This window comes from Thermus antranikianii DSM 12462, assembly GCF_000423905.1.
Taxonomy (GTDB): Bacteria; Deinococcota; Deinococci; order Deinococcales; family Thermaceae; genus Thermus; species Thermus antranikianii.
This window is the reverse complement of the sequence record NZ_AUIW01000002.1, coordinates 169,975-193,799: the sequence shown is the minus strand read 5'-3', so window position 1 is coordinate 193,799 and position 23,825 is coordinate 169,975. Positions and strand designations below refer to the sequence as shown.

Below are 23,825 nucleotides of genomic sequence, written 5' to 3'. Positions count from 1 at the left end.
CACCTTCCTTTTTTGCGTCCATTCCTTACCCAGCGGTAAACCCCGCAAGGCAGGATCAGGCTAGATAGCCCTGGATGACTCGAGGATGACAGGCTCAAGGGGATTAGAAATCCAGGGCCAAAAAGGCCCTTGCGCCTCTAAGAAAAGTCTGGAAGCCCCCAAGCCTGGCGAACAGGCGCCTTTCCCTTCCCGCCCCGGTCCAAGCCCTCTTGCCAAGTCGCACCCGCCTAGCCCAGCCCCTACCAGGTACGCGGTGGCCATGGGGGTTTTGGATCCCCCACGCCAACGCCTATGACGCCCTCACGAACTCGATGCCGTAGGTTTCTGCGATCCTCACGATCCGCTCCATTTCCTCGGGGGTGGGCGGACCGGCAGGAGGAGGCAATGCCTCCCGCTCCGCCGGCCGGCTCATGGCCCGCACAAAGCGCTCAAAGTCCCGGTGGGCGGTGACCGTGACCCAGCGGGCCCCCTCGGGGGATTCCACCCGGTAGGTGTGGGGCACCCCCTTGGGAGCCAGGATTTCCTCAAAGGGTAAAACGCGCCGGGAGGTATCCCCCACCAAAAAGCGAACTTCGCCTTCCAGGACGATGAAGACCTCGTCTTCGGTGTGGTGGATGTGCAAGGGGGGTGAATCCCCATAGGGAGCCCAGTGCTCCAGGACGGAAAGGCCATCCTGGCCCTCCACCTCCGAAACCCACACCCGCACCAAGGTGTTGAAGAACCAAAGAGCCTGCATACCTCCTCCTTAGGCACCAAAGGGGCGGGCTACCCGCCCCTCGATCAGAGAGCCTGTCTAAATCCTCCTCATGGGCAGTACCTCGTGTGGTCCGTGTGGGATACGAAGTAGGCGTGGATGTCGTAGTGGGGAACCTCGTAACCCTCATGGCCTTTGGGCAGAAACTCTATGTCCACGTGGTCGATGGCATACCCCTTTAGGGGCCTCAGTACCTCGGTCCAGGACTTGCCAGCAGCGAAGTCGGCCTGGGAAACCATGATCTCCACGAACACCACCTTCTCCCCCATGACCCCGTAGATGGGGCCAAAGGGAAGGTCCGAGGGCTTAGCCCAGTGCTCGCCCATGCCCGGTACACAGGGGGTAAGCTGGACAGTACCCTCCGGTAACCCCAGGCGTTTGGCCTTTTCCCCAGCCTGCTGGGCCAGAACTCCGACCAAAAGCCCCAACGCCACAACCCCCAGCACGAAAAAGTCCCGCTTTTTCATTCCCCCTCCTCACCCAGCGGTGAACCCAACCAGGTAAGGCAAGGCTAGAGGGTCCCGGATGACCGGAGGATGACAGGTACGGGCGGTTCAAGGTAAGTACATGCCGAAGCCAAGGCCGACCCCCTCGAGGCTTCTGCGGTCTGCAGGGCTTAGGGTTTCCGGGGAAATCCGCTCCAAGAGCGCCTGCGCCACCGGTTCCCCAAGCCGCAAGGCCGCCACCGCCACCTGGACCAGGGCCCGCGGAGCTCCCTCTAGGTCCTCGGCCACGGCTAGGGCTTCCATCAAGGCCTGCCGGGCAGCCTCCTTATCGTCCAAAGCCAGGAGAGCCTGGCAGGTATACGCCAGGCCCAAGCAGGCATAGGCCCGCCCCAGGTGCGCGCCTGGCTTTTCCGCGAGGAGCTCCAGTGCCAACCGCGGCTCGTGAGCTTCCAGACAAGCCCGGGCCATCACCAACGCCAGGTACTCGCTCACGTCGAAGGGCCCCAGGGCCCGAGTAGCCTGGGCCAGTTCCCAGTGGGCCAGGGGCTCACCCCGCTCCACATCGGCCCCCACCAGAAAGGCCGCCACCAGGACCCGCCAGTAGGGATCCTGCCCCTGAGCCAGGTGGAAACCCTCCTCCAAAAGGGCGTAGGCCTCCCTAAAACGGCCCCTATGGGCGTAGAGCGCCCCCAGATAGGCCAGGATGCGGATGCGGTGGCGGGCATCGGGATGGTGCAAGGCCAGTTCAGGCTCCAGCAAGTGTATGGCCTCAGCGACCTTACCCAATCCCCACAGGGCCGCAGCGTAGGCGGTACGGGTCAGGTGCAAAAGCTCCTCGTCCCCCATCCTGTGCGCCAGAAGGTAGGCCTTGCGGGCGTAGCCTGCCGCGCGAAGGGGGTCGCCGATGGCGAGGTAGGCCCTAGCCCGCAGGGCCTCTACCCGCACCCTGAGGGGTAAGGGACCGTCCAGTAGATCCGCCAACAAGGCATCCGCTTCGCCATAACGCCGCTCCTCACGGCAGATGTCGGCAAGAAGAAGCTGGGCTTCAACCCGTGTAGCTCCCTCCAGATCGCTTCGCCGATCTTGGCTGTGACTAAGAGCCATCTCCAGCATGGCCCTGGCTTCGGCATAGAGGGCCCGTGCCTGATAATCCCGTCCAGCAGCCAGCCAAAAACGAGCAGCCACCTCTTCCCTGCCCCCCTCCAACCAGTGCTGGGCGATGCGGGCAGGATGGGCCCCCGCCTCCTCGAGGGCCCGGGCCACCTGGCGGTGCAAGTGGGCTTGCAGGGGAACAGGGATGCGTTCCTTAACCGCCTCCAGGAGGAGGTCGTGGGCGAAGCGCCCTTGCCGCAAAATCTGGGCGGCCTCGAGCTCGGCCCACGGCCGGGCCAGCTCCAGGGGAGCGCACTCAAGAACACCGGCAGCCAACTCCAGGCTCAGGTCTTCCCCTAAGATGGCTGCCACCTGTGCCAGGCGCAGGGCTGCCGGGGAAAGGAGCCCCAAGCAGCGCGCCACCTGCTCCCTGGCCCGCTGGGAGGTTGGAAGGCGACCGGGCGCCTCTGGCCCCTCCCCCAGCTCCCAAAGCACACGCAGGGTTTCCAGAAGGAAAAAGGGAATGCCCCCGGTATAGCGGAAAAGGGCAGGTGCAAGCTCCGTAGGCGATAGGTTTGGAAGCTCCAAGGAGGCCAAAAGCGCTTCCACATCACCGGGCTGAAGGGGATCGAGGAGGATCCGCACCGCCAACCCCGCCTGCACCAACCCATCCACAGTAGCCAGCGCTTCAGCTGAAAGCTCCCCCTGGCGGTAGGCGCCGAGGTAGCGGCGAGGGCCGGAAGCATCAAGGGCAAGCTTCGAAAGCATGTAGGCCCACGCCTCGGCACTTGCCGCATCCAGGTACTGCAAATCGTCCATCACCAAAACCCCCGCTTGCCTCCGGAGCTCCCCCACCGCCTCGGCCATAGCGGCAAAGAGACGGATGCGGTCGGCAGGATCCCTCCAGGGAAGTGGGTCCAGAGGAAAGAGGTCGGGAAGGATACGGCTTAACTCCCGCCGCACCCAAGAGGGCAAGCGCAGCCCGGGAGACTCCCCAAAAGCTTCCCGCAAAGCGCGGGCATAAAAGGCGAAGGGCGTGCCCTTATCCCCCGGTAGGCCCGACATCCAGACGTAGGAACCCTTTCGGCTAACAAAGTCCCGCAGAAGCCGCGTCTTGCCTATACCCGGTTCACCGGCAACAAACACCAGCTTCCCCACTTCCCAGGCTTCCTCTATCTGGGCCAAGGCCTGCTCCCGGCCCACCAGCACCGGGGGTTGCCAAAGGGCAAGAGGAATCTCCCGCCTTAGCCGCCCACCTGCCCCAGGCAGAACGGCTCCCCGCTCGATGACCTGAACCAGGGCCTGGGTTTCGGGCAAGGGATCCACCCCCAGTTCCCGCTTAAGCCGCTCCCGGCCGTGATGGTAGGCGGACATGGCCGCTCCCCGGTCGCCCCGGAGGTAGTAAAGGCGCATCACCCGGCGCAAGTGCTCCTCCGAGAAGGGGTCCGCCTCCGCAAGGCGCAGGGCCAGGGCTAAAGCCTTGCGAAACTCACCCTCCCCCTCCAGGCGCCTCGCCTCGGATTCCAAAGCCTCCCGCCACAGGCCAGATAGGTGCTCCCGCTCGGCCTGAAGCCAGTCGGCAAAGTCGGGACAGTCGTCGTAATCGTAGCCCCCTATTAACTCGCCCTCGAGGTCCACTGCCTCGGCGTATTTCCCCTGTAGGGTGGACACGACAAGCCGGGTCACATCGGCTTCCAAGTCCTCCGCAAGCTGGAGGGTTCCTTCCCCCCTTACGGCCTCATACCCGCCCACCGCCCTGCGGAGCCTCCGCAGGGACTGGACCAGGTTGTTGCGGGCAGCCCGCTCGTGGGTCTCCGGCCAAAGCAGGCCCGCAAGCTTGGAACGGGGCGTGGGGCCCTCGAGGGCCAAGTACGCCAGCACCCCCGCCACCTTGCGCTCCAAAGGTATCCAAGACTCCCCTAGCCCCAGGGCAGCCCTTCCCAACAAGCGGAGGTGGGACTTGGCCATCTTCCCCCTTGATTCCCCCCAGTATAGACCCGACCCCCCGTGCGTGTAACGCCTGTGTAACAGTCTCACCCTAACCTGGGTAGCGGATGGTCGTGCACAGCCTTGGGGTTTACCTGCCAGAAAGCCGCGTTACCGCCGAGGAGATTGCAGCCTGGACCCATCTGCCTGCCGAGGTGGTGCGGGAAAAGCTAGGAATCCTGGAAAAACCCGTACCGGGACCCAAGGACCACCCCGCCGACATGGCGCTATGGGCCGCCCAGGCCGCCTTGGGCGCAGCGGGCCTTCCCGGGGAAGCGGTGGACTGGGTGATTTCCATCGTGGAGGAATATAAGGATTACCCCGTCTGGACCACAGCCCCTTACCTGGCCCTGGGCCTTGGGGCCTCGAGGGCCAAGGGGCTGGACCTCAACCAGAAGTGCGCCTCCCTTATGGGGGCCTTGGAGGTGGCCCGGGGGCTTTTCGCCACCCACAAGGAGGTGCAGGTGGTCCTGGTGGCGGGAGGCTACCGCAACGGGGACCTGGTGGATTACCTGGACCCCAACACCCGCTTCCTTTATGACCTGGCCGCAGGGGGTGCTTCCCTGGTCCTCACCCGAAAGGGCCCGGGGTTAAGGCTTCTGGGCCTCGCCCACCGCATGGACCCAACCCTGGCCCTGGCGGTCAAGGTGCCCGTGGGCGGCACCCGCAACCCCTTAACCCCGGGCAACCTCTCGGCGTTCCGCCTGCGCGTGGAGGATCCCGAAGCCATGAAACAGCGGTTGGACGCCACCTCTATTCCCACCTTCCTGGAAGTAATACGGGAAGCCCTGGCAGAAGCAGGGTACACCGAAGCCGATCTGGATTACCTGGCCCTGCTCCACATGAAGCGCTCAGCCCACCGGGCGGTGCTGGAGGGCCTTAGGCTAAGGGAGGAGCAATCCATCTACCTGGAGCGCTTTGGCCACCTGGGCCAGCTGGACCCCATCCTCTCCCTGAAGCTGGCCTGGGAGAAGGGGCTTTTGCGGGAGGGAAGCCTGGTGGCCCTGGCCGCGGCGGGCGTGGGCTACTTCTACGGGGCAGCGGTACTCCGCCTGGAAGGGGGGCTTCATGCTTGAGCCCAACTGGCTGGGATGCCTTGCCGCCTACCATCCAAGGCGCCAGGCGGTCTGGTTCCGTGGGGCATGGCTGACCTACGCCGAGCTTTACCAAAGGGCGCAAAGGGCCGCCGGAACCCTCCGGGACCTGGGGGTGGGTAAAGGGGACCGGGTGGGTCTTCTCGCCTGGAACCACCCGGCGTACCTGGACCTCCTCTTCGCCGGTCCCCTCCTCGGGCACATCCTTACTCCCTTCAACCACCGCCTCAGCCTCCCCGAGCTCCAGGCCCTTTACACCTATACCGAGCCCCGGGCGCTCTTCTATGGGGAGGGCTTCCAGGAAATCGCCCAGGCCCTGGATCCTAGGGCCCTGCCCCTCGAGGTCCTCCTCGAGGGGGCGGAAATGGAGGAAGCCGCCCGGGTAGGGCTGGAAGACCCCGCCCTCCTCCTCTTCACCGGAGGCACCACCGGCCTGCCCAAAGGAGCCCTGATCCCCTACCGCCAGCTCCTGGTTAACGCCGTCCAGACCGCCTTCTCCTGGGGACTTTCCCGGGAAGATCGGTACATCCTGGCCACCCCCATGTTCCACGCCGCCTTGAACGCCCTGGCCACTCCCCTCCTCTACCTGGGCGGGAGCGTGGTGATCCAGGAGCGTTTCCGGCCCGAGGAGTACCTGGACCTCGCCCTGACCCACCGCCCCACCCTCCTCTTCCTGGTACCCACCATGTTCCAGATGCTCTTGGAAACCCCGGGCTTCGCCGAGGCCGATCTCTCCTTCGTGCGTTTCGCCATCTCCGGCGGGGCCCCTTGTCCGGCCCCGGTCCGGGAAGCCTTTCGCAGGAAGGGCGTCCGCTTCAAGCAGGGGTACGGCCTCACCGAATGCGGGGTGAACTGCTTCACCCTGGAGCTGGAGGAAGCGGAGGCGTACCCCGAAAGCGTGGGCCGGCCCATGCCCCACCTGAAGGCCCGGCTGGTGCGGGAGGATGGTCAGGAGGCCAAGGCAGGGGAAACCGGAGAACTTTGGCTTTCGGGGAGCGTGGTCATGAAAGGGTATTTCCGCCGCCCCGAGGAGAACGCCAAGGTCTTTGTCCACGATGGGGAAAGGCTCTGGCTCAGGACCGGGGACCTGGCCTTTCAGGATGAGGGGGGGCGTTTCTACATCGTGGGACGCAGGAAGGAGATGTTCATTTCCGGAGGGGAAAACGTCTACCCCGTGGAGGTGGAAAGGGCCCTATACGACCACCCGGCGGTGCGGGAGGCAGCGGTGGTGGGCGTGCCGGATCCCAAGTGGGGCGAGGTGGGGGTGGCCTTCGTGGTCCTTAAGGAACCCCTGGAGGCGGAAGCCCTCCGCGCCTTTCTCCGGGAGCGGCTGGCGGGGTACAAAGTACCCAAGCACATCCTCTTCTTGCCGGAGCTACCCAAGTCCGGGCCCGGGAAGGTGCAGAAGGAGGCTCTGAAAAGGATGTGGGAGGCGGAACATGGCCAGGCTTAGGTACCGCGTGGAGGGAGAGGGGCCAAAGGTGGTGCTCCTCAACGGGCTCTTCCAGCGCCTGGAAAGCTGGGACCCCGTGGTGCCCCTCCTTGGGGGCTACACCCTCCTCCGCTACGACATGCGGGGCCAGGGGGAAAGCGAAGCCCCCGAGGGCCCCTACACCCCAAAGGCGCACGCTCAAGATCTCCTCGCCCTCTTGCAGGAACTGGGCTGGGAGGAGGCCTCCTTGGTAGGTCTTTCCAACGGGGGCATCGTGGCCCTGCAGGCCGCCCTCATGGCTCCTACACGCTTCCGAAGCCTGGTCCTGGCCTGCACCACCCCTTACCTGGACCCCGCCCTAAGGGCCAAGGTGGGTAGCTGGCTTCACGCCCTGAAGACCGGAGGCACCCCCTTGCGCCTAAGGGTAGCCCTGCCCTGGATCTATGGGGCAGGCTTCCTCAACGCCCATCCCGAGCTCCTCACGGAGGAAGGCCTCGCTTCCCTTATCGCCCAGGCCCCGGACGAGAGGGCCCAGGAAAGGCTCCTTCTAGGGTTTCTCAGCCTCGAGGACCTCAGGCCCCGCCTTCACAGCCTGGCCCTGCCCGCCCTGGTCCTCTACGGGAAGGAGGACCTGCTCTCCCCCAAGCCCTACGCCCAGGCCCTGGCCGAGGCCCTGGGAGCGGAGCTTCAAGCCCTGCCCACAGGCCATGCGGCCCCCCTGGAGGACCCCTTGGCCTTCGCCCAAGCCGTGAGGAAGTTTCTGGAGGAAATCCATGCTTAGCTGCCTGGAAAGCGGAAAGGGAGTCCCCGTGGTGCTGGTCCATGGAAACTTTGCCTGCAAGGAGTGGTGGCGGGAGGTTTTGCAGAACCCTCCCGAGGGGACCTGGCTTCTGGCCCCCGACCTCCCGGGTTTCGGGGAAAGCCAGGCACCTCGGGATTTCACCCCTTCCATCCCCGCCTATGCTGAGGCCCTAAGGGCCTTCCTCCGGGAAAAGGATGCGGAAGAAGCCATCCTGGTGGGCCACTCCCTGGGGGGTGCGGTGGTGATGGAAGCGGCGGGCGAGAAGACCCGGGGACTCGTCCTCATCAACCCCGCCCCGCCCTCCGGGTTGCAAACCCCTGAGGCCTACTACCCCATCCTGGAAGGCTACCGGCACAACCGGGAGGCCCTGGCCCAGGCCCTGGCGGCCATGGCGCCCACCCGCAGGCCTCCCTGGTTTCCTGAGCTGGTGGAGAAGGCGCAGGGGATGCACCCCGCCCACTTCCAGGGCAACGCCCGGGCCCTGGCGGCCTGGCGGCTGGAAAGGGCCTATCCCGGGCCGGTCCTGGTGGTTTACGGCACCCTGGACTCCCTCGTCACCCGGGTTATGGCGGAGGAAACCGCAGCCTTCTTCCCCAGGGGGAGGCTTCTTGTCCTCGAGGGGGTGGGCCACTCGGTGAACCTGGAAAGCCCAGAACTCTTGAAAGACATTCTGAAGGACTTTGTAAAGGAGGTGTACGGTGAGGTTCAAGGTAGGGGATAAGGCCAGTTACACCCAGACCATCTCCGAGGCCCACGTGGCCCTCTTCGTGGGGGCGGTGGGGGACACCAACCCCCTGCACGTGGACGAGGCCTATGCCAAAGGAAGCCGCTTCGGCAAACGCATCGCCCAGGGCATCCTGGTGGCGGGCCTCATCTCCACGGTGATCGGCACGAAACTGCCGGGCACCGGGGCCATCTACCTCTCCCAGACCCTACGCTTCCTTAAACCCACCTACCTGGGGGACACCATCACCGCCACCGCCATCGTCAAGGCAGTGCGGGAGAGGGAGAAGGGCGGCCTGGTCCTCACCCTGGATACCTTCTGCGAAAACCAGCGGGGGGAGAGGGTTATCGAGGGTGAGGCGGTGGTGCTCTACGAGGAACCTACGGGCGCAAGGCCCTAGGGAAAGGAGGTACGGGATGCGAAAGGTGTTGGGATTTCTGGCTCTCGTGACAGGTCTGGCCTTTGCCCAGACCTCCCTGAAGGTGGGGGTCATCCTGCCCCTCTCCGGGGCTTCGGCGGTTTCGGGCAAGGCAGCGCTGAACGGCATCCAGCTGGCCGCCGACGAGGTGAACACCGCCGGCAAGGTCCGGTTGGAGCTGGTGGTGGTGGATGACGGCACCGATACGGCCAAAGCCGTCCCCGCCTTCACCAAGCTCATGACCGTGGACAAGGTGGACATCGTGATCGGAGGCCTGGCTAGCGGCGTCACCTTTGCCCTTTCCGGCCCCGTGAAGCAGTACGGGCCCCTCTTCTTGGCCATCGGGGCTGCCAGCTCCGTGGTGGAGCAGGCCTTCGAGGGGTACCCCCTCCTCTTCCACTACCACCCCTGGGACTACCACAACGTGGCCGCCGCCCTGCAGTTCTTCCAGTACCTAAACCGGGAGCACGGGGCAAGAAAGGTGGCCATCCTCTACGAGGATGGGCCCTTTGGTTCTGCGGGCATCGGGGTCTACAAACAGCAGCTGGAAAAACTGGGCTACCAGGTCCAGGCGGAACCCTTCAAGGCGGGAAGCGGCCAGTTCACCGCCATCCTCACCCGCTTCCGGGCCTTCGCCCCGGACATTCTCTATTGGATCGGGTACGACGTGGATGCCCTGCCCATCGCCACCCAGGCAAGGCAGGTGGGGCTCAGGCCCAAGCTCATCTACGGCGCCCCGCCCTCCTGGCCCATCGGTTTCGAAAAGAACCCGCTTTCCAATGACATCGCCGGCATGACCGCCTGGTTGCCCACGGTGGCCAATCCCGAGTCCCGTCGCTTCGTGGACGCCTACCGCAAGAAGTACGGGGAGGTCACGGAGGAATACATGGCCCCCATGGGCTACACCATTGTCAAGAGCCTGGCCCTGGCGGCGGAAAAGGCAGGTAGCGCCGACAAGAACCGCATCGCCGAGGCCCTGGCCAGCCTCAAGATGAACACCCCCTTCGGCCCTCTATCCTTTAAGCCCTCGGACACGGGCCGCACCAAGTACCAGGGGTTTGGTCCGGAGATCTGGTTCCAGTTCCAGTACCTGCAGGGAAGCCGCCGGCCTGTGTTCCCCAAGGAAGTGGCCACAAGGCCCTTGCGCTACCCCGGGGAGTACTACCTGAGATAAGGAGTTGGCGGGAAGACCATGGAGCTCCTGCTGCAAACCCTCCTGAACGGCCTCCTCATGAGCGGGATCTACGCCTTGGTGGCCACGGGATTAGCCCTCTCCTTGGGGGTGGTGGGGATCGTTAACTTCGCCCACGGGGAGTTTTTGATGATGGGGGCCTTCCTCTCCTACCTCCTCTTCGCCTTCCGGGGGGTGGACCCCCTCCTCTCCTTGGGCCTCGCCTTCCTGGCTGCCTTTTTGGTGGGAGGCCTGGCCTACCAAGGCCTGATCCGGCCGGTGCTAAGGGCCCCGGAACTCAACCAAATGCTCCTCACCTTCGGGCTGGCCATCCTCCTGCAAAACCTAGCCCTCCTCCTTTTCGGCGCCGACACCCGGGTGGTGGCCCCACCCTACCAAGCGACCACCCTCTCCCTGGGCCCCTTCTTCCTGGGAGCCGTACCCCTGGGGGCCTTTTTGCTCTCCCTCGCCACCCTCTTGCTGCTCCAGGTCTTCCTCACCCGAAGCCGGCTAGGCCTGGCCATGCGGGCCGTGGCCCAAAACCGCCTAGCCCCCGGGCTTCTGGGGATCGAGGCGGAAAGGGTCTACCTCCTGGCCTTCGGCCTGGCCGCTGCCTTGGCCGGGGTAGCTGGGGTCATGCTCTCGGTGATGCTGTACGCCAGCCCCACCGTGGGCTTCACCTTTACCCTCAAATCCTTCGCCATCGTGGCCCTGGCCGGGCTTGGCAACCTCAAGGGGGTGGTGCCCGCCAGTTTTGTTCTGGCCCTGGCCGAGGCCTTGGTGAGCACCTATCTACCGGGAGGCGGAGGGCTCGTGGAGGCGGTCTTCTTTTTGGTACTCTTCCTCGCCCTGGTGGGCCGGGCCTGGAGGGAGGCATGAAGGGTTTCGGCCACCCCACCCTGATCCTCCTCTTCCTGCTCTTCTTCGCCTTGCTACCCTACCTTCCCTTAGGGATCTGGCGGGCCTTCCTCCTGGACGTGGGTTTTTTCGTCCTCCTCTTTACCGCATTGGCCCTCTCCTGGGACCTGGTGGCCCGCACCGGCCAGCTTTCCTTGGCCCACGGTGCCTTCTTCGGTTTAGGAGCGTATGGAGCCGGGCTCTTGGCCCCCCAGGTGGGCACGCTCCCCGCCCTTTGCCTGGGAGCCCTGGCAGCGGGGGCTGGGGCCCTGGTCCTGGGGTGGGTAACCTTGCGCCTCCACGGCCTGTACTTCGCCATGGCCAGCCTGGCCTTTAGCGAGGTGCTCCGCACCCTGGCCCTGAAACTCCCCTTTACCGGCGGACCCATCGGCCTTCCGGTCCTGCCCCCCTTTGGAGGGAATTGGCCTTTGGCCGCTTATTACCTGGGCTTCAGCGTACTCCTCCTGGCCACAGCCCTAAGCCTTTGGGCGGAAAGGAGCCCATTCCGCCTTGCCCAGGCGGCTACCCGGCAATCGGAGGCGGTGGCCCGGGTCCTGGGCGTGCAGGTGGTGCGGGTAAAGCTCTGGTCCCTGTTCTTGGGAAGTGTTGTGGCCGGGCTCGCTGGCGGCGTCTATGGGATGAAAACCCTCTTCCTCTCCCCTTATGACGCCTTCAGCCTGGCAAGAGCCGTGGAAGCCCTGGTTATCCCCATCTTCGGCGGGCTTTACACCACCTTGGGGCCCCTGCTGGGCGGCGTGGCCTTGGTAAGCCTCGAGCAGGCCCTCAGGCTTTGGATCCAGGAGGGATACCTGGTGGTCTACGGAGCCATCCTCATCCTGGTCATCCTCTTCCTGCCCCGCGGCCTGGTGGGCGTTTTGGGGAGGCGCCGTGGGTAAGGTTCTGGAAGTCATAAGGGTGAGCAAACGCTTCCTGGGGCTACAGGCCCTTAAGGAGGTGAGCCTTCACCTGGAAGAAGGGGAAATCCTGGCGGTCATCGGCCCCAACGGAGCCGGAAAAAGCACCCTCTTGAACCTTCTTTCAGGCCTACTAAGGCCCGACTCGGGCCGGATCCTATTCCAAGGGCAGGACATCACCCATCTCCCCCCGGAGGCCCGCACCCACCTGGGTCTCGGACGGGCCTTCCAGATCGTGCAGCCCCTCCCCGAGCTCACCGTGCGGGAGAACCTGCTGGTGGGGGCGCGCTTTGGCAAACCCCAGGTGCGACAGAAAGAGGCGGAGGCCTGGGTGGAGGAGGTGCTGCGCCTCACGGGATTGGAGCGCCGGGCGGAGGCTTTGGCCGGGGAGCTCACCCTTCTAGAGGACAAGCGGCTCGAGCTGGCCCGGGCCCTGGCCACCCGGCCTAGGGTGCTCCTCCTGGATGAGGTCATGGCCGGCTTGCGCCCCAAGGAAGCCGAAGAAGCCGTGGCCCTGGTGCGGCGGATCCGCGACGCCGGGGTCAGCATCCTATTCATCGAGCATCTCATGCCCGTGGTGCGCGCTTTGGCCGACCGGGTGGTGGTTCTGGACTACGGCGAGGTGATCGCCGAGGGAACCTACCAGAAGGTAGCCCAGGACCAGAGGGTACGGGAGGCCTACCTGGGGAGGGGAGCATGAAGCTCAGGGTAGAAGGCCTAGAAACCGGCTATGGCAAGGCCCAGGTGCTCTTCGGCATGGACCTCGAGGTGCGCGAAGGGGAACTGGTGGCCCTCCTAGGGGCCAACGGGGCGGGCAAGACCACCCTGCTCCGGACCATTTCCGGCCTGATCCGCCCCTGGCGGGGCAGGATCCTCTGGGATGGGAAGGACCTCGCGGACCTTTCCCCCGCCAAAAGAGCCAAGCTGGGGCTCGGCCACGTGCCTGAAGGCAGGCAGCTCTTTCCCCTGATGACCGTGGAGGAAAACCTCCGCCTGGGAGCGGCCTTCCTGGCCCCTGGCCGGGAAAAAGAGGGTTTTGAGCGGGTCTACGCCCTCTTTCCCCGGCTTGCGGAGCGAAGGAGGCAGCTTGCCGGCACCCTCTCCGGCGGGGAACAGCAAATGCTGGCCATCGCCCGCGCCCTCATGGGCTTCCCGAGAATCCTCCTGGTGGACGAACCCTCCTTAGGCCTGGCACCCCGGCTGGCCGAGGAGGTGCTCAGAACCCTCAACCGGGTGGCGGAAGAGGGGGTGGGGATTTTGCTGGTGGAACAGAATGTGGCCCTTTCCCTGGAGGTGGCGGCCAGGGCCTATGTGGTGGAACACGGGCGCATCGTGCTCCACGGCCCAGCCCGTGCGGTGCTGGAGGACCCCCGGATCCGGGAGGCTTACCTAAGCTTGTAAGGCCGCATCAAAGCCGCAGTTCGCTAGTCTCCCACCGCACGATACAGGTACAAGGCCATGCTCACCAGACACAAATCCTCCGCCCGACCCAGGTGAAGGCCAGTCAGCTCTTCGGCGCGATGAAGCCTATAGAGAACAGAGTTGGGATGGAGGCCAAGGCGATGAGCCGTCTTCTTGAGGGAAAACCCCGACTGCAAATAGACCTCCAGGGTAGCCAAAAGCTCTGGATGGAGCTCGAGGGGAGCCAGGAGCCTCAATAGCCGCTCCCTTCCCTTGGGCGAATCCAAGGCAATGGCCAAGGGCCACAAATAGCGGGTTGGGTAGAGGCCGGGCGGCAACCGCAAGCGACTACCCAGGGCCAAGGCCTCCTCCAGGTCCGCCCCGACCCTTGAGGCATCCGTCCCTTCCTCTACCCAAAGCACCGCCTGGCACTTGCGGGCTAAGCCCCTAAGCTCCTGCTCTACCTCGGCCAAGGGTGCAGCCAAAAAAAGAAGGGCACCGAAGGGGCTTTGCTCGTAGAACATGGCCTCGGAGGGGAGGCTTAAGTGGCGCGGGGCCAGGGCCATGGCCCCGGCATCGGCAAACCCCACCCCAATGCCCACAACCGATCCACGGGGAAGCCTACCCTCCAGGGCCAAGCGGTATCCCTGAGCCGAGGCCTCGCTTACCCGGTCCAGAAGTTCCACCACCCGGGGGGCCAGCTCCGCCAAGCGGTTTGGCGTCGAGTCCTTTAGAGCCTCGAGGGCATCTTTGGCCCAAAGGCGGTAAGCCCGGAGCAGGGCCGGGAGGGACACGCCTTGGCTCCGCCGGCGCTGGCCCACCGCCAAGGCCAGGTCCTCCACGTTCCCGCCCTCCTCGAGGGCCCGCAAGTACTCAAAGGAAACTACAGCCACATCCCGCTCGAGGATGCGCGTATCCAGCCGGGCGTAATCAGGGATTTCCTGGGCATAGTGCCAGGCCATAGTTTCAGCCCAGGACCAAAGAGTCCGGTGAAGGGCACCCATGCCTTTCCCCTCCTCGGCGTCTCCCTAGTATACAGGGACCTTCCACTTGAGGTCTAACACAAAACCCCCGGGCCCTACCTTGGATGAAGTCACAGTAGACGAGGCTTGACCCCACCTTTACGCTTAAACACGAAACCTAGAGCCGTTGACCCCAAGGAGGAGGGAATGGTCAAGAACCTAATCGGTGCTGAGTGGCAGGAGGTTTCCCGCCCCACGTTGCCCGTGTACAACCCTGCCACCGGGGAGGTGATCGAGGAGGTTCCCCTTTCGGGGAAGGAGGAGGTGGACCGGGCGGTGGCTGCGGCCCAGAGAGCCTTTGAGGTGTGGAGCCGCACCCCCCTCATGGAGCGGGTCCGCCTCATGTTCCGCTTCAAGGAACTTCTGGAGAAGCACTTTGAGGACCTGGCCCACCTGGTCACCCTCCACCACGGCAAGACCCTGGAGGAGGCCCGCGGGGAGGTGCGCCGGGGCATCGAGGTGGTGGACTTCGCCTGCAGCGCTCCCACCCTCCTTCAGGGCCGCACCCTGCGGGAGGTCACGGGCGGGGTGGACCAGAACCTCTTCCACTACCCCTTGGGGGTGGTAGCCGGGATCCCCCCCTTCAACTTCCCGGTGATGATCCCCTTGTGGATGTTCCCCATCGCCGTGGTGGCGGGGAACACCTTTGTGCTCAAGCCCTCGGAGAGAACCCCCTTGGGGGCGGTGCGCCTGGCGGAGCTCTTCCTGGAGGCGGGCTTCCCCGAGGGGGTCCTCAACCTGGTCCACGGGGCCCAGGAGGCAGCGGAGGCCCTGGTGAGCCACCCGGAGGTGAAGGCGGTGCAGTTCGTGGGCTCCGAGCCCGTGGCCCGGAGGATCTACCAGCTGGCCGCCCAGCACGGCAAGAGGGTCTCGGCGGCCGGGGGAGCCAAGAACCACCTGGTGGTGATGCCCGACGCCAATCTGGACCAGGCCATCCCCGCGATCCTCAACTCCGCCTTCGGCAACGCCGGGGAAAGGTGCCTGGCAGGGAGCGTGGCCGTAGGGGTGGGGGGCGTTGGCCCCGAACTCTTGGAGAGGATTGTGGAGAGCGCCCGCAGGCTCAAGGTGGGTCCGGGATGGGAGGAGGGGGTCCAGGTGGGTCCCCTGATCCGGGAGGAGCACCGGAAACGGGTGGTGGGGTACATCCAAAAGGGCCTGGAGGAGGGGGCCAGGCTGGCCCTGGACGGCCGGGGGATCGAGGGCAAAGGCTTCTTCCTGGGGCCCACGGTGCTGGACCGGGTCTCCCCCCGCATGGTGGTGGGGCGGGAGGAGATCTTCGGCCCCGTGCTCTCCGTCTCCTACGCCCAGGACCTGGAAGAGGCCATCGCCCAGGCCAACGCCGTGCCCTATGGCAACATGGCCACCATCTTCACCCAAAGCGGCCGGGTGGCCCGGGAGTTTAGGGAAAGGGTCCAGGCGGGCATGGTGGGGATCAACGTGGGCGTGGCCCAGCCCTTTGCCTTCTACCCCTTCTCCGGATGGCGCAATTCCTTCTTCGGCGACCTACACCCCCACGGCCCCGACGCCTTCCTCTTCTACACCCAAAGGAAGGTGGTGGTGGAAAGATGGTGATGCGGGCTGCGGTATTGGAGCGGGTGGGGGAACCCTTGAGGATAGAGGAGGTTCCTATTCCCGAACCCAAAGCCGGGGAGGTACTGGTACGGGTAGCAGCCTGCGGGGTATGCCACACGGATCTCCATGTGATCAAAGGAGAAGTAGCCTTCCCTACCCCTTGCGTACTAGGACACGAGATCTCGGGTACGGTGGCCGCTTTAGGCCCGGGAGTGGAGGGCCTAAAGGTGGGTGAAAAGGTAGTCTCCAGCTTCATCATGCCTTGCGGCCAGTGCCCCTACTGCGTTCGGGGAGAGGAGGACCTCTGCGAGCGCTTCTTCAGCTTTAACCGCCTCAGGGGCGTGCTCTACGACGGCGCCACGCGGCTCTTCCGCAAGGACGGGACGCCCCTATGGATGTACTCCATGGGTGGCCTAGCGGAGTATGCCGTGGTTCCCGCCACGGATGTCTTCCCCCTGCCTGAAGGCATTGCCTTGGAGGATGCGGCCATCCTCGGCTGTGCCCTCTTCACCGCCTATGGTGCGGTGAAAACCGCTGGCCTCGAGGGTGGAGAGTCGGTGGCCGTGGTGGCCACTGGCGGGGTGGGTTTAGGGATCGTCCAAATCGCCCGGGCTTTCGGCGCTTACCCTGTGGTGGCCATAGACCTCAGACCCGAAAAACTTGCTAAGGCGAAGAGCCTTGGCGCCACCCACGCCTTCACCCCAGAGGAAGCTCCCCAAGCCATCCTGGACCTGACGGGCGGGCGAGGGGTAGACGTGGCCTTCGAGGCCTTAGGAAGACCGGAAACCTTCCGTTTGGCCCTAAACCTCCTCCGGGATGGGGGAAGGATGGTACCCGTGGGCATTGCCCCTCAAGGGATGGAGGCTGGGGTGGAAATCACCCGCTTGGTCCGGCGCAAGCTCAAGATCCTAGGCTCCTACGGGGCCAAGCCCCGTAAGGACATGCCCATCCTCCTCAAGCTGGCGCAAGCCGGCATCGTGGGGGTGGGTGCAGAGGTTACCGATCGCTTCACTTTGGAGGAAGCCGACCTGGCCTACCGACGGCTGGACAAGGGGGAGATCGTGGGCCGGGCGGTGGTGACGATGGGAGGTGAAGCATGAAAAAGCAAGCGGTAACCAAGAAGGCGGCAAATGGGATTCTTACAGATCGGCGGACTTTCCTGAAGGCAGGCGTCGCTTTAGGTGCTGCCACCCTAGGCGGCCAAGCAGTAGCCCAAAGGCGCCCTGAGGTGCGTTGGACCATGGCCACATCCTGGCCTGCCACCATTCACCTCCACCACATGGCCCAGTACTGGGCTAAGAAGGTGGAGGAAATGAGCGGTGGCCGGATGGTCGTGGATGTCCAGCCGAGCGGTGCCATCGTCGGGGCCTTCGAGGTCCTAGACGCCGCCCACTCTGGAGTGGTCCAGGCCATGCACAGCTGGAGCGCCTACTGGATAGGGCGAAATCCTGCCGCCGCATTCTTCGCTTCTATCCCCTTCCTCTTCACTCCCCTCTCCCACTTGGCCTGGGTTTACGAAGGTGGCGGCCTCCAGCTTTGGCAGAAGATCTACGACGACCTGCGTCTCAATGTGAAGGTACTGCCCTGTGGGATCACCCATGCGGAGATAGTGGCCTGGGCCCACAAGCCTCTCCGGAAGCTAGAGGACTGGCGGGGCCTAAAGTACCGTGCACCTGGGATTTGGGGGGAAATCCTCCGCGGGCTTGGGGTGGCAGTGGTAACCCTACCGGCTGCCGAGCTCTATACCGCCATGGAGCGCCGCGTAATAGACGCCACGGAGTTCAACACCCCCTACACCGACTACCTCCTCCGGTTCCACGAGGTGGCTCGCTACTTCACCGGACCAGGAATGCACCAACCCACCGTGCTCTTCGAACTTGTCATCAACAAAAGTGCCTGGGAACGGCTACCCACCGACCTGAAGGCGATTGTGGAAGAAGCTGCTAGAGCGACCACCCTTTGGAGCTTAACCTACGATTTGCACAAGAGCATGGAGTACATAGACTTCTTCAAGCGGCGTGGCAACCAGCAGGTATTTGTGGAGCGACAGACCCAATGGGAAATCTACAAGGTGGCCATGGAGTACCTAAAGAAGCAGGCTGAGGCGAATCCCTTCTTCAAGCAGGTTCTGGATTCGGCCTTAAGCTACCATCGGCGCTACGCTGCTTACGATGAGCTGATGACCCCCATCCCCGTCCGGGAAGCGCACCGCGTGCCCCAGCCCTATAGGGTGATATAGCTCGGCGGCAAGGAAGGGAAAGAGGTGGCCATGGTTAAGCTTCTTAGAGCAATAGACCTCATTAACGCCAGCCTTAGCCGTTTCTCCTCCATCTTCATGGTTCTTCTTGTACTCACCCTGACTTACGAAGTAGGGATGCGGTACCTCTTTAAAAGTCCCACCTTGTGGAGCTACGACATGAGCTACATGCTCACAAGCCTTTTCATGGTCCTCTCCCTGGGGCACGTTCTGCAGCGCGGCGAACACGTGCGGGTGGATCTGTTGTCCCATTACCTGCCTCCCCGGTGGGCCGCAACGGTCGAGGCCCTCCTCTACCTAGTCCTCCTCTTTCCCTTCCTCTACGTCCTCCTTTCCCCAATGCCAGGGCATGTGCTAAACTCCTGGCGAATAGGCGAGCGCTACACTGCTGGAACCTGGCTCCCGCCCATTTACCCCTTCAAAACCTGGGTCATGGTGGGCATGTTCCTGCTAGCCCTCCAGTCCCTTGCCCAGTTCCTTCGGGTCCTGATCCTGGCCCTTCGGGGGGAAGAAGTATGAGTCCTGCCCGCGAAAGATTCCTGACCTTGCCCCTTGGCCTGACCCTTCTTCTCCTGATCTTGGTGCTGTTGGGCCCTGCCCTCGCTTGGTTCCGAGGAGGCGATCTGTCCTCAGAAGCCTTGGTGGGGCTCATGCTCCTCTCCGTGATCGGGGCCATTATCCTTGGTTTTCCCATTGCCTTTGCCTTAGCTGGTGTTGCCACCCTCTACGGGCTGGCTCTAATCGGCCCTTTTGTAGGCAACATATTCATGCTTAGGCTGTTCCAAGTACTGCAGGACTATATTCTCATCGCTATCCCCTTATTCGTGTTCATGGGGGTGGTGATCGAGCAAACGGGCATCGCCAGTCAACTGTACCGGACCGTCCTAGAATGGGTAGGCCATATCCGCGGGGGCCTCGCCATCGCCACAGTCCTCGCGGCCACCATCTTTGCTGCCGCCACAGGGGTCGTGGGAGCCTCGGTGGTGGCCATCGGCATCCTGGCCCTACCGCAGATGCTGAAATATGGCTACAGTAAACCCTTGACGACAGGAGTTATATGCGCTGGGGGAGCGCTGGGCATCCTCATTCCCCCTAGCATCATGCTGGTCGTCTACGGCCCCACTGCCGGGGTATCCATTGGAGCCTTGTTCCTTGCAGCCATACCTGCAGGCCTTCTCCTTTCTGGCCTATACGTGCTTTACGTTTCCCTCCTATGCCACCTTCGCCCCGAGGAGGGACCTGCTTATAAGGGTGAGCCCATTCCCTGGACGAAAAAGATAACGGATGCTGCTGTTTCCATCCTTCCCGTGGGTCTCCTGATCCTTGCTGTCTTGGGCTCGATCTTCTTCGGGCTAGCCGCTCCTACGGAAGCAGCAGCCCTTGGGGCTTTTGGATCCCTTCTCCTGGCCCTAGTCTATAAAAAGCTCACCCTAAGAAGCCTATTTGAGGCAGCCTACCGCGCCGTGCGGATCAGCGCCATGGTCTACATGGTTCTGATCGGAGCAGGGTTCCTAAGCGCCATCTTCGTCCGCCTTCGGGGAGGCGATGCAGTAGCCCACTTGGTAGCGGGGCTGGATCTCCCCACGTGGGCTGTGATTCTCGTAATGCTGGCCGTCGTCTTCATTCTGGGTATGTTCGTGGACTGGATCGGTATTGTCATGATCACTGTTCCCCTTTTCATCCCCATAGCGAAAGCCTTGGGTCTGGATCTTCTCTGGTTCTCTATGCTCCTGATCGTTACCATGCAAACCTCCTTCCTAACCCCGCCCTTCGCGTACACCATCTTCTACCTGAAAGGCATTGCTCCCCCAGAAGTCACCACCTGGGATATCTACCGGGGCGTCGTCCCCTTTATCCTCCTCCAGCTCCTAGGAGTCATTCTCATAGGCTTTTTTCCTGAGATTGTTCTCTGGTTGCCAAAAATTCTAGGTCTATGGAGCTAGACCCGAAAGGGGGGATCCCCATGAGGCGGCTTCGGCTCAAGAAGCTGGACAGAAAAGACCTCCTCGCAACTTTTCGCTGGCCCAGCCCCCGCTGGTTTAACCTAGCTACGGATACAGTAGACCGCTGGGCAAAGGTAAAACCTGGAGACCTCGCCCTTTTAGAACCGGGGGGACGGAAAGCAACCTACGCCCAGCTAAGCCTTCTTTCCATGAAGTGGGCAGTGGTCCTCCGGGCTTACGGGGTATCCCCTGGAGACCGAGTAGCAATCCTCTTCCCACAGGGCCTTGAAGCCGCTCTAGCTCATCTGGCCACCTACCGCATCGGAGCCATTGCCCTTCCCCTTTCGGTCCTCTTTGGCAGCGAGGCCGTCCGCTACCGGCTAGAACATGGAGAAGCTAGGGTGCTCCTGGCAGATAGGGAGGCCCTCGAGCCGCTGGAGGGGGCCATTCCCGACGGCGTGAAAATCATCCCTAAAGAAGCTCTATGGACCTTGGCCGAGAAGGCAATACCGGATCCCAAGCCCCATCCTACCCAGCCCAGCGACCCCGCCATCCTCATCTACACCTCAGGCACAACGGGCAAACCTAAGGGGGCTTTGCTACCCCATGGCACTTTGATCGGCCACTTCCCCGGTTTCTACCTTTACTCTAACTTTCCCCGACGCCCTGCCACCTACTGGTCTCCGGCTGACTGGGCCTGGATGGGCGGCCTCATGGATGTCCTCTTCCCTGCCCTATACTATGGCTTTACGGTGATCGCCTATAGGGCCAAGCGCTTTGACCCTGAGGAGGCGCTATGGCTCATGGAGCACTTTGGAGTCACCCATACCTTCCTCTTTCCCACAGCCCTGAAGATGCTGCGAAGCCTCGGGGCCATTAGGGGGAAGCGGTTACGCCTCAGGAGCATCCATTCTGGAGGTGAGCCCCTAGGGGAGGAACTCCAGGCCTGGGCACAGGAGAACCTGGGACTTCCGGTCAACGAGTTCTATGGCCAGACCGAAGCCAACCTCCTGGTGGGCAACTCCTTTTCCATCTACCCCATCCGTCCCGGGTCCATGGGCCTGCCCTATCCCGGCCACGAGGTGGTGGTACTGCGTGAGGACGGGAGCCTAGCAGAACCGGGAGAACTAGGAGAGATAGCCCTCAAAACCCCAGACCCCGTGGCTTTCCTCGGCTACTGGAAAAACCCCGAGGCCACCCAGGCCAAATTCCTAGGACCTTACCTTCTCACCGGGGACCTAGCGACCGTGGACGACGAGGGATATCTGTGGTTTAAGGGCCGGAAGGACGACCTCATCAAGTCCGCAGGATATCGGATAAGCCCATTTGAGGTGGAGGAGGTGCTCTTGACCCATCCGGGGGTGGCCATGGTGGGAGTCGTAGGGCTACCCGATCCGGAAAGGGGCGAAAAAGTGGTGGCCTTCGTAAAGCTCCGCCCAGGTTATCTGCCTAGCCCAGGCCTTACTGAAGAGCTAAAAACCCTGGTTCGGTCCAAGGTAGGCCACCATGCCTATCCCCGCGAGGTTCGCTTTGTGGAGGAACTTCCCCTGACCCCCACGGGTAAAATCCAGCGCTTCCGTCTACGGACCCTGGCTCAGGAGGCAAAGAAGAATGGAGAAGTTTCAGGGTAAGAGGGTCCTGATCACCGGCGCAGCAAGCGGCATCGGCTTAGCTCTGGCCCGGGCCTTCGCCCAGGAGGGAGCCAGGGTCCTGGTCCACGATCTCCAAGATGCCTCGGCCTTGGCTAAGGAGCTCGGCGGGATCTTCCTGCAGGCGGACCTGGCCGATCCTCAAGCCGTGGAGGAACTCGGGAAACAAGCGGCCCAGTACGGCGTGGACATCCTGGTAAACAACGCAGGCTTCCAGCACATCGACCCGGTGGAGGAGTTTCCCCTGGAAACCTGGCAAAGGATGATCCAGGTGATGCTCACTGCCCCTTTCCAGCTCATCAAGGCCCTTCTCCCGGGGATGAAGGCCAAGGGCTGGGGGCGGATCCTCAACATCGCCAGCATCCACGGCCTGGTGGCCAGCCCCTACAAGTCCGCCTACATCTCCGCCAAGCACGGCCTCTTGGGCCTCACCAAGACCGTGGCCCTTGAGGCGGGTCCCTACGGCATCACCGTGAACGCCATCGCCCCCGCCTACGTGCGCACTCCCCTGGTGGAGAAGCAGATCGCCGACCAGGCCCGCACCCTTTCCATCCCTGAAAGCGAGGTGGTGGAAAAGGTCTTCCTGGCCCAAGCGGCCATCAAGCGCCTCATCGAACCCGAGGAGGTGGCGGCCTTGGCCCTCTTCCTGGCCTCGGAAAAGGCCTCGGCCATCACGGGGGCCGTCTTCCCCATCGACCTGGGCTGGACCGCCCGCTAGCCCCGCACCGCCCGCAGGGGAATCCCCTTCTCCTTGGCCCAGGCCTCCCATTCCTGAGCGGTCCTCCCTTGGAAGAAGGCCAGGAGCCGCTCGTAGGGTGGAAGGCCGGGCCTAGCCGGATCGAAAGCCGAGGGAAGAAGCTCCCTAAGGCCCGACTCCTCGCAAAACCGGGCCCAGAAATGGGGCTCCAAAGCCGCCAGGGCCACCTCCCCCTCCCGGGTGGGGTAAATCCCATAGCACAGGGCGGAGCCATCCAGGAAGGGAATGGGGGGATAGGCCATGGCCTTCACCGCCTCGGAGAGGGCCACCTCGTATACCCCACCTCCAAGAAGCAGCCCCTTCAAGGCCGTAAGAGCCAGGGCATAGGCCCCGGCCAGGTCGGCGAACTGGAAGGACCTCCAGGGAAAGCGCCCGAGAAGCCCCGCCTCCGCCAGGTAGGTGAGGTCGTGGCCGGGGTCTGGGGCATCCGGGTAGCCCCGAAGCCGGGCATAGACCAGGTGGGGGTTGATCCCAAGGAGCACCTCAGGCCCGAGGCCCAGCCGCTCCATGACCCCGGGGCGGTTGGCCTCGAGGAGGATGGCGGCCTCGGGAACCAAGGCCAGGAAACGTTCCCGATCCTCCCTCCTCTTCAGGTCCAGGGTCAGGATCTCCTTTTTCCCGTTCAAGAAGCGGTAGGCCTCCGGGGCCCAGTCCCTGAGGGGGTCCCCTCGAGGGGGCTCCACCTTGAAGACGGGAAAGCCCAGATCCGCAAGGAGCTTGCCCGCCAAGGGCCCGGGAAGAAGCCGGGTGAGATCCAGAACCCTACCTGGGGGCCATGCGCAAGGCGCCATCCAGGCGGATCACCTCCCCGTTCAGCATGGGGTTTTCCAGGATGTGGAGGACCAATAGGGCGTACTCCTCCGGCCGGCCCAGGCGCTTGGGAAAGGGCACCTGTTCGGCCAGCGAGGCCTTGGCCTTTTCAGGAAGCCCCTGAAGGAGGGGGGTATCGAAGAGGCCCGGGGCGATGGTCACCACCCGGATGCCCCAGTCCGCAAGCTCCCGGGCCACGGGGAGGGTGAGGCCCACCACGCCCCCCTTGCTGGCCGCGTAGGCCGCCTGGCCCACCTGGCCCTCAAAAGCCGCCACGCTGGCGGTGTTCACCACCACCCCCCGCTGCCCCTCGGCATCGGGAGGGTTCTCCCGCATGGCCCAAGCCGCAAGGCGCAAGACGTTAAAGGTACCGATGAGGTTCACCTCCACCACCTTGCGGAAGCCCTCCAAATCGTGGGGACCTTCGCGCCCCAGAACCTTGCGGGCCAAACCGATGCCCGCGGCATTGACCACCGCGAAAAGGGGAGCCTGGGAGGCCGCAAGCTCCACCGCCCGCCTGGCATCCTCCTCCCGGGTCACATCCCCTTCCAGGTAAACCAGGCCCGGATCCTCCCCCCGCCTGAGGTCCAAGACCACCACCCTGTAGCCCCTATCCCTTAAGGCCAAGGCCGTAGCCCTTCCGAGCCCCGAGGCCCCACCCGTCACCAAAGCGCTTCTTTCCAT

23 protein-coding genes are annotated in these 23,825 nt (G+C 63.8%); 17 read left to right on the top strand and 6 right to left on the bottom strand.

Going from position 1 to position 23,825, the window contains the following annotated elements:
* Positions 1 to 289: 289 nt before the first annotated feature.
* From G584_RS0102675 to G584_RS13055, 3 genes are all read right to left on the bottom strand, one after another.
* The gene (locus G584_RS0102675; protein ID WP_028493226.1) at positions 290 to 736 is read right to left on the bottom strand and encodes a cupin domain-containing protein; all 447 of its coding nucleotides are present in this window, start codon (positions 734 to 736) and stop codon (positions 290 to 292) included.
* 68 nt (positions 737 to 804) lie between these two features.
* Positions 805 to 1,221 carry a DUF5602 domain-containing protein gene (locus G584_RS0102670; RefSeq protein WP_051209143.1) on the bottom strand — a complete coding sequence of 139 codons (417 nt, stop codon included), beginning with the start codon at positions 1,219 to 1,221 and terminating at the stop codon, positions 805 to 807.
* An 87-nt stretch (positions 1,222 to 1,308) separates the two neighbouring features.
* Complete coding sequence (locus G584_RS13055) at positions 1,309 to 4,260, bottom strand: ATP-binding protein (protein ID WP_272595896.1); 2,952 nt, start codon at positions 4,258 to 4,260, stop codon at positions 1,309 to 1,311.
* Positions 4,261 to 4,346: 86 nt separating this feature from the next.
* Between G584_RS13055 and G584_RS0102660 the strand changes: the two genes are divergently transcribed.
* Genes G584_RS0102660 through G584_RS0102615 form a run of 10 tightly spaced genes read left to right on the top strand, consistent with a single transcriptional unit; the run spans position 4,347 to position 13,131 of the window.
* The gene (locus G584_RS0102660; RefSeq protein ID WP_028493224.1) at positions 4,347 to 5,354 is read left to right on the top strand and encodes a 3-oxoacyl-ACP synthase; all 1,008 of its coding nucleotides are present in this window, start codon (positions 4,347 to 4,349) and stop codon (positions 5,352 to 5,354) included.
* Positions 5,347 to 6,825, top strand: a complete 1,479-nt coding sequence (locus tag G584_RS0102655) for a class I adenylate-forming enzyme family protein (protein ID WP_028493223.1) — start codon at positions 5,347 to 5,349, stop codon at positions 6,823 to 6,825. Before G584_RS0102660 ends, G584_RS0102655 begins: the two co-directional genes overlap by 8 nt.
* Complete coding sequence (locus G584_RS0102650; protein ID WP_028493222.1) at positions 6,812 to 7,585, top strand: alpha/beta fold hydrolase; 774 nt, start codon at positions 6,812 to 6,814, stop codon at positions 7,583 to 7,585. Before G584_RS0102655 ends, G584_RS0102650 begins: the two co-directional genes overlap by 14 nt.
* Complete coding sequence (locus G584_RS0102645) at positions 7,578 to 8,327, top strand: alpha/beta fold hydrolase (protein WP_028493221.1); 750 nt, start codon at positions 7,578 to 7,580, stop codon at positions 8,325 to 8,327. The genes G584_RS0102650 and G584_RS0102645 overlap by 8 nt, the downstream gene beginning before the upstream one ends.
* Positions 8,305 to 8,730 (top strand): MaoC family dehydratase, encoded by a 426-nt coding sequence (locus tag G584_RS0102640; protein ID WP_028493220.1) that lies wholly within the window; start codon positions 8,305 to 8,307, stop codon positions 8,728 to 8,730. Before G584_RS0102645 ends, G584_RS0102640 begins: the two co-directional genes overlap by 23 nt.
* 16 nt (positions 8,731 to 8,746) lie before the next feature.
* Complete coding sequence (locus G584_RS0102635; protein ID WP_028493219.1) at positions 8,747 to 9,922, top strand: ABC transporter substrate-binding protein; 1,176 nt, start codon at positions 8,747 to 8,749, stop codon at positions 9,920 to 9,922.
* 18 nt (positions 9,923 to 9,940) lie between these two features.
* Positions 9,941 to 10,798, top strand: a complete 858-nt coding sequence (locus G584_RS0102630) for a branched-chain amino acid ABC transporter permease (RefSeq protein ID WP_028493218.1) — start codon at positions 9,941 to 9,943, stop codon at positions 10,796 to 10,798.
* Positions 10,795 to 11,712 carry a branched-chain amino acid ABC transporter permease gene (locus G584_RS0102625; RefSeq protein ID WP_028493217.1) on the top strand — a complete coding sequence of 306 codons (918 nt, stop codon included), beginning with the start codon at positions 10,795 to 10,797 and terminating at the stop codon, positions 11,710 to 11,712. The genes G584_RS0102630 and G584_RS0102625 overlap by 4 nt, the downstream gene beginning before the upstream one ends.
* Positions 11,705 to 12,430, top strand: a complete 726-nt coding sequence (locus tag G584_RS0102620; protein ID WP_028493216.1) for an ABC transporter ATP-binding protein — start codon at positions 11,705 to 11,707, stop codon at positions 12,428 to 12,430. Before G584_RS0102625 ends, G584_RS0102620 begins: the two co-directional genes overlap by 8 nt.
* Positions 12,427 to 13,131, top strand: coding sequence for an ABC transporter ATP-binding protein (locus tag G584_RS0102615; protein WP_028493215.1), 705 nt, complete (start codon positions 12,427 to 12,429; stop codon positions 13,129 to 13,131). The genes G584_RS0102620 and G584_RS0102615 overlap by 4 nt, the downstream gene beginning before the upstream one ends.
* 23 nt (positions 13,132 to 13,154) lie before the next feature.
* Here the strand turns inward: G584_RS0102615 and G584_RS0102610 are convergent, their stop codons facing one another.
* The gene (locus G584_RS0102610) at positions 13,155 to 14,093 is read right to left on the bottom strand and encodes a PucR family transcriptional regulator (RefSeq protein WP_028493214.1); all 939 of its coding nucleotides are present in this window, start codon (positions 14,091 to 14,093) and stop codon (positions 13,155 to 13,157) included.
* 207 nt (positions 14,094 to 14,300) lie between these two features.
* Here G584_RS0102610 and G584_RS0102605 point away from each other — a divergent pair, with 207 nt between their 5' ends.
* The 7 genes from G584_RS0102605 to G584_RS0102575 are packed head-to-tail and all read left to right on the top strand — an operon-like array spanning position 14,301 to position 22,292.
* Positions 14,301 to 15,725, top strand: coding sequence for a CoA-acylating methylmalonate-semialdehyde dehydrogenase (locus G584_RS0102605; RefSeq protein ID WP_028493213.1), 1,425 nt, complete (start codon positions 14,301 to 14,303; stop codon positions 15,723 to 15,725).
* Positions 15,725 to 16,825, top strand: coding sequence for a zinc-binding dehydrogenase (locus G584_RS0102600; protein WP_028493212.1), 1,101 nt, complete (start codon positions 15,725 to 15,727; stop codon positions 16,823 to 16,825). Before G584_RS0102605 ends, G584_RS0102600 begins: the two co-directional genes overlap by 1 nt.
* The gene (locus G584_RS12345; RefSeq protein WP_051209141.1) at positions 16,822 to 17,964 is read left to right on the top strand and encodes a TRAP transporter substrate-binding protein DctP; all 1,143 of its coding nucleotides are present in this window, start codon (positions 16,822 to 16,824) and stop codon (positions 17,962 to 17,964) included. Before G584_RS0102600 ends, G584_RS12345 begins: the two co-directional genes overlap by 4 nt.
* Positions 17,965 to 17,994: 30 nt before the next feature.
* On the top strand, positions 17,995 to 18,501 hold the full coding sequence (locus G584_RS0102590; RefSeq protein ID WP_038050649.1) for a TRAP transporter small permease subunit: 507 nt from the start codon (positions 17,995 to 17,997) through the stop codon (positions 18,499 to 18,501).
* Positions 18,498 to 19,925, top strand: coding sequence for a TRAP transporter large permease (locus tag G584_RS0102585; protein ID WP_211218394.1), 1,428 nt, complete (start codon positions 18,498 to 18,500; stop codon positions 19,923 to 19,925). Before G584_RS0102590 ends, G584_RS0102585 begins: the two co-directional genes overlap by 4 nt.
* 20 nt (positions 19,926 to 19,945) lie before the next feature.
* Positions 19,946 to 21,556 (top strand): AMP-binding protein, encoded by a 1,611-nt coding sequence (locus tag G584_RS0102580; protein WP_051209139.1) that lies wholly within the window; start codon positions 19,946 to 19,948, stop codon positions 21,554 to 21,556.
* Positions 21,537 to 22,292 carry a 3-hydroxybutyrate dehydrogenase gene (locus G584_RS0102575; protein ID WP_028493208.1) on the top strand — a complete coding sequence of 252 codons (756 nt, stop codon included), beginning with the start codon at positions 21,537 to 21,539 and terminating at the stop codon, positions 22,290 to 22,292. Before G584_RS0102580 ends, G584_RS0102575 begins: the two co-directional genes overlap by 20 nt.
* Here G584_RS0102575 and G584_RS0102570 read toward each other — a convergent pair.
* Both G584_RS0102570 and G584_RS0102565 read right to left on the bottom strand, forming a co-directional pair.
* Entirely contained in the window at positions 22,289 to 23,122 is an 834-nt protein-coding gene (locus G584_RS0102570) for a CoA transferase (RefSeq protein WP_028493207.1), read from the bottom strand. The genes G584_RS0102575 and G584_RS0102570 overlap by 4 nt on opposite strands.
* Positions 23,094 to 23,825: a 3-hydroxyacyl-CoA dehydrogenase gene (locus G584_RS0102565; RefSeq protein WP_028493206.1), complete on the bottom strand. Its 732-nt coding sequence runs from the start codon at positions 23,823 to 23,825 to the stop codon at positions 23,094 to 23,096. The genes G584_RS0102570 and G584_RS0102565 overlap by 29 nt, the downstream gene beginning before the upstream one ends.

Coding starts and splice junctions, on each gene's coding strand:
- G584_RS0102600 (WP_028493212.1), top strand. CDS start 15,725: ATGCGGGCTGCGGTATTGGAGCGGGTGGGGGAACCCTTGAGGATAGAG.
- G584_RS0102635 (WP_028493219.1), top strand. CDS start 8,747: ATGCGAAAGGTGTTGGGATTTCTGGCTCTCGTGACAGGTCTGGCCTTT.
- G584_RS0102650 (WP_028493222.1), top strand. CDS start 6,812: ATGGCCAGGCTTAGGTACCGCGTGGAGGGAGAGGGGCCAAAGGTGGTG.
- G584_RS0102625 (WP_028493217.1), top strand. CDS start 10,795: ATGAAGGGTTTCGGCCACCCCACCCTGATCCTCCTCTTCCTGCTCTTC.
- G584_RS0102575 (WP_028493208.1), top strand. CDS start 21,537: ATGGAGAAGTTTCAGGGTAAGAGGGTCCTGATCACCGGCGCAGCAAGC.
- G584_RS0102645 (WP_028493221.1), top strand. CDS start 7,578: ATGCTTAGCTGCCTGGAAAGCGGAAAGGGAGTCCCCGTGGTGCTGGTC.
- G584_RS0102670 (WP_051209143.1), bottom strand. CDS start 1,221: ATGAAAAAGCGGGACTTTTTCGTGCTGGGGGTTGTGGCGTTGGGGCTT.
- G584_RS0102580 (WP_051209139.1), top strand. CDS start 19,946: ATGAGGCGGCTTCGGCTCAAGAAGCTGGACAGAAAAGACCTCCTCGCA.
- G584_RS12345 (WP_051209141.1), top strand. CDS start 16,822: ATGAAAAAGCAAGCGGTAACCAAGAAGGCGGCAAATGGGATTCTTACA.
- G584_RS0102610 (WP_028493214.1), bottom strand. CDS start 14,093: ATGGCCTGGCACTATGCCCAGGAAATCCCTGATTACGCCCGGCTGGAT.
- G584_RS0102570 (WP_028493207.1), bottom strand. CDS start 23,122: ATGGCGCCTTGCGCATGGCCCCCAGGTAGGGTTCTGGATCTCACCCGG.
- G584_RS0102615 (WP_028493215.1), top strand. CDS start 12,427: ATGAAGCTCAGGGTAGAAGGCCTAGAAACCGGCTATGGCAAGGCCCAG.
- G584_RS13055 (WP_272595896.1), bottom strand. CDS start 4,260: ATGGCCAAGTCCCACCTCCGCTTGTTGGGAAGGGCTGCCCTGGGGCTA.
- G584_RS0102630 (WP_028493218.1), top strand. CDS start 9,941: ATGGAGCTCCTGCTGCAAACCCTCCTGAACGGCCTCCTCATGAGCGGG.
- G584_RS0102660 (WP_028493224.1), top strand. CDS start 4,347: ATGGTCGTGCACAGCCTTGGGGTTTACCTGCCAGAAAGCCGCGTTACC.
- G584_RS0102590 (WP_038050649.1), top strand. CDS start 17,995: ATGGTTAAGCTTCTTAGAGCAATAGACCTCATTAACGCCAGCCTTAGC.
- G584_RS0102655 (WP_028493223.1), top strand. CDS start 5,347: ATGCTTGAGCCCAACTGGCTGGGATGCCTTGCCGCCTACCATCCAAGG.
- G584_RS0102675 (WP_028493226.1), bottom strand. CDS start 736: ATGCAGGCTCTTTGGTTCTTCAACACCTTGGTGCGGGTGTGGGTTTCG.
- G584_RS0102585 (WP_211218394.1), top strand. CDS start 18,498: ATGAGTCCTGCCCGCGAAAGATTCCTGACCTTGCCCCTTGGCCTGACC.
- G584_RS0102565 (WP_028493206.1), bottom strand. CDS start 23,825: ATGGAAAGAAGCGCTTTGGTGACGGGTGGGGCCTCGGGGCTCGGAAGG.
- G584_RS0102605 (WP_028493213.1), top strand. CDS start 14,301: ATGGTCAAGAACCTAATCGGTGCTGAGTGGCAGGAGGTTTCCCGCCCC.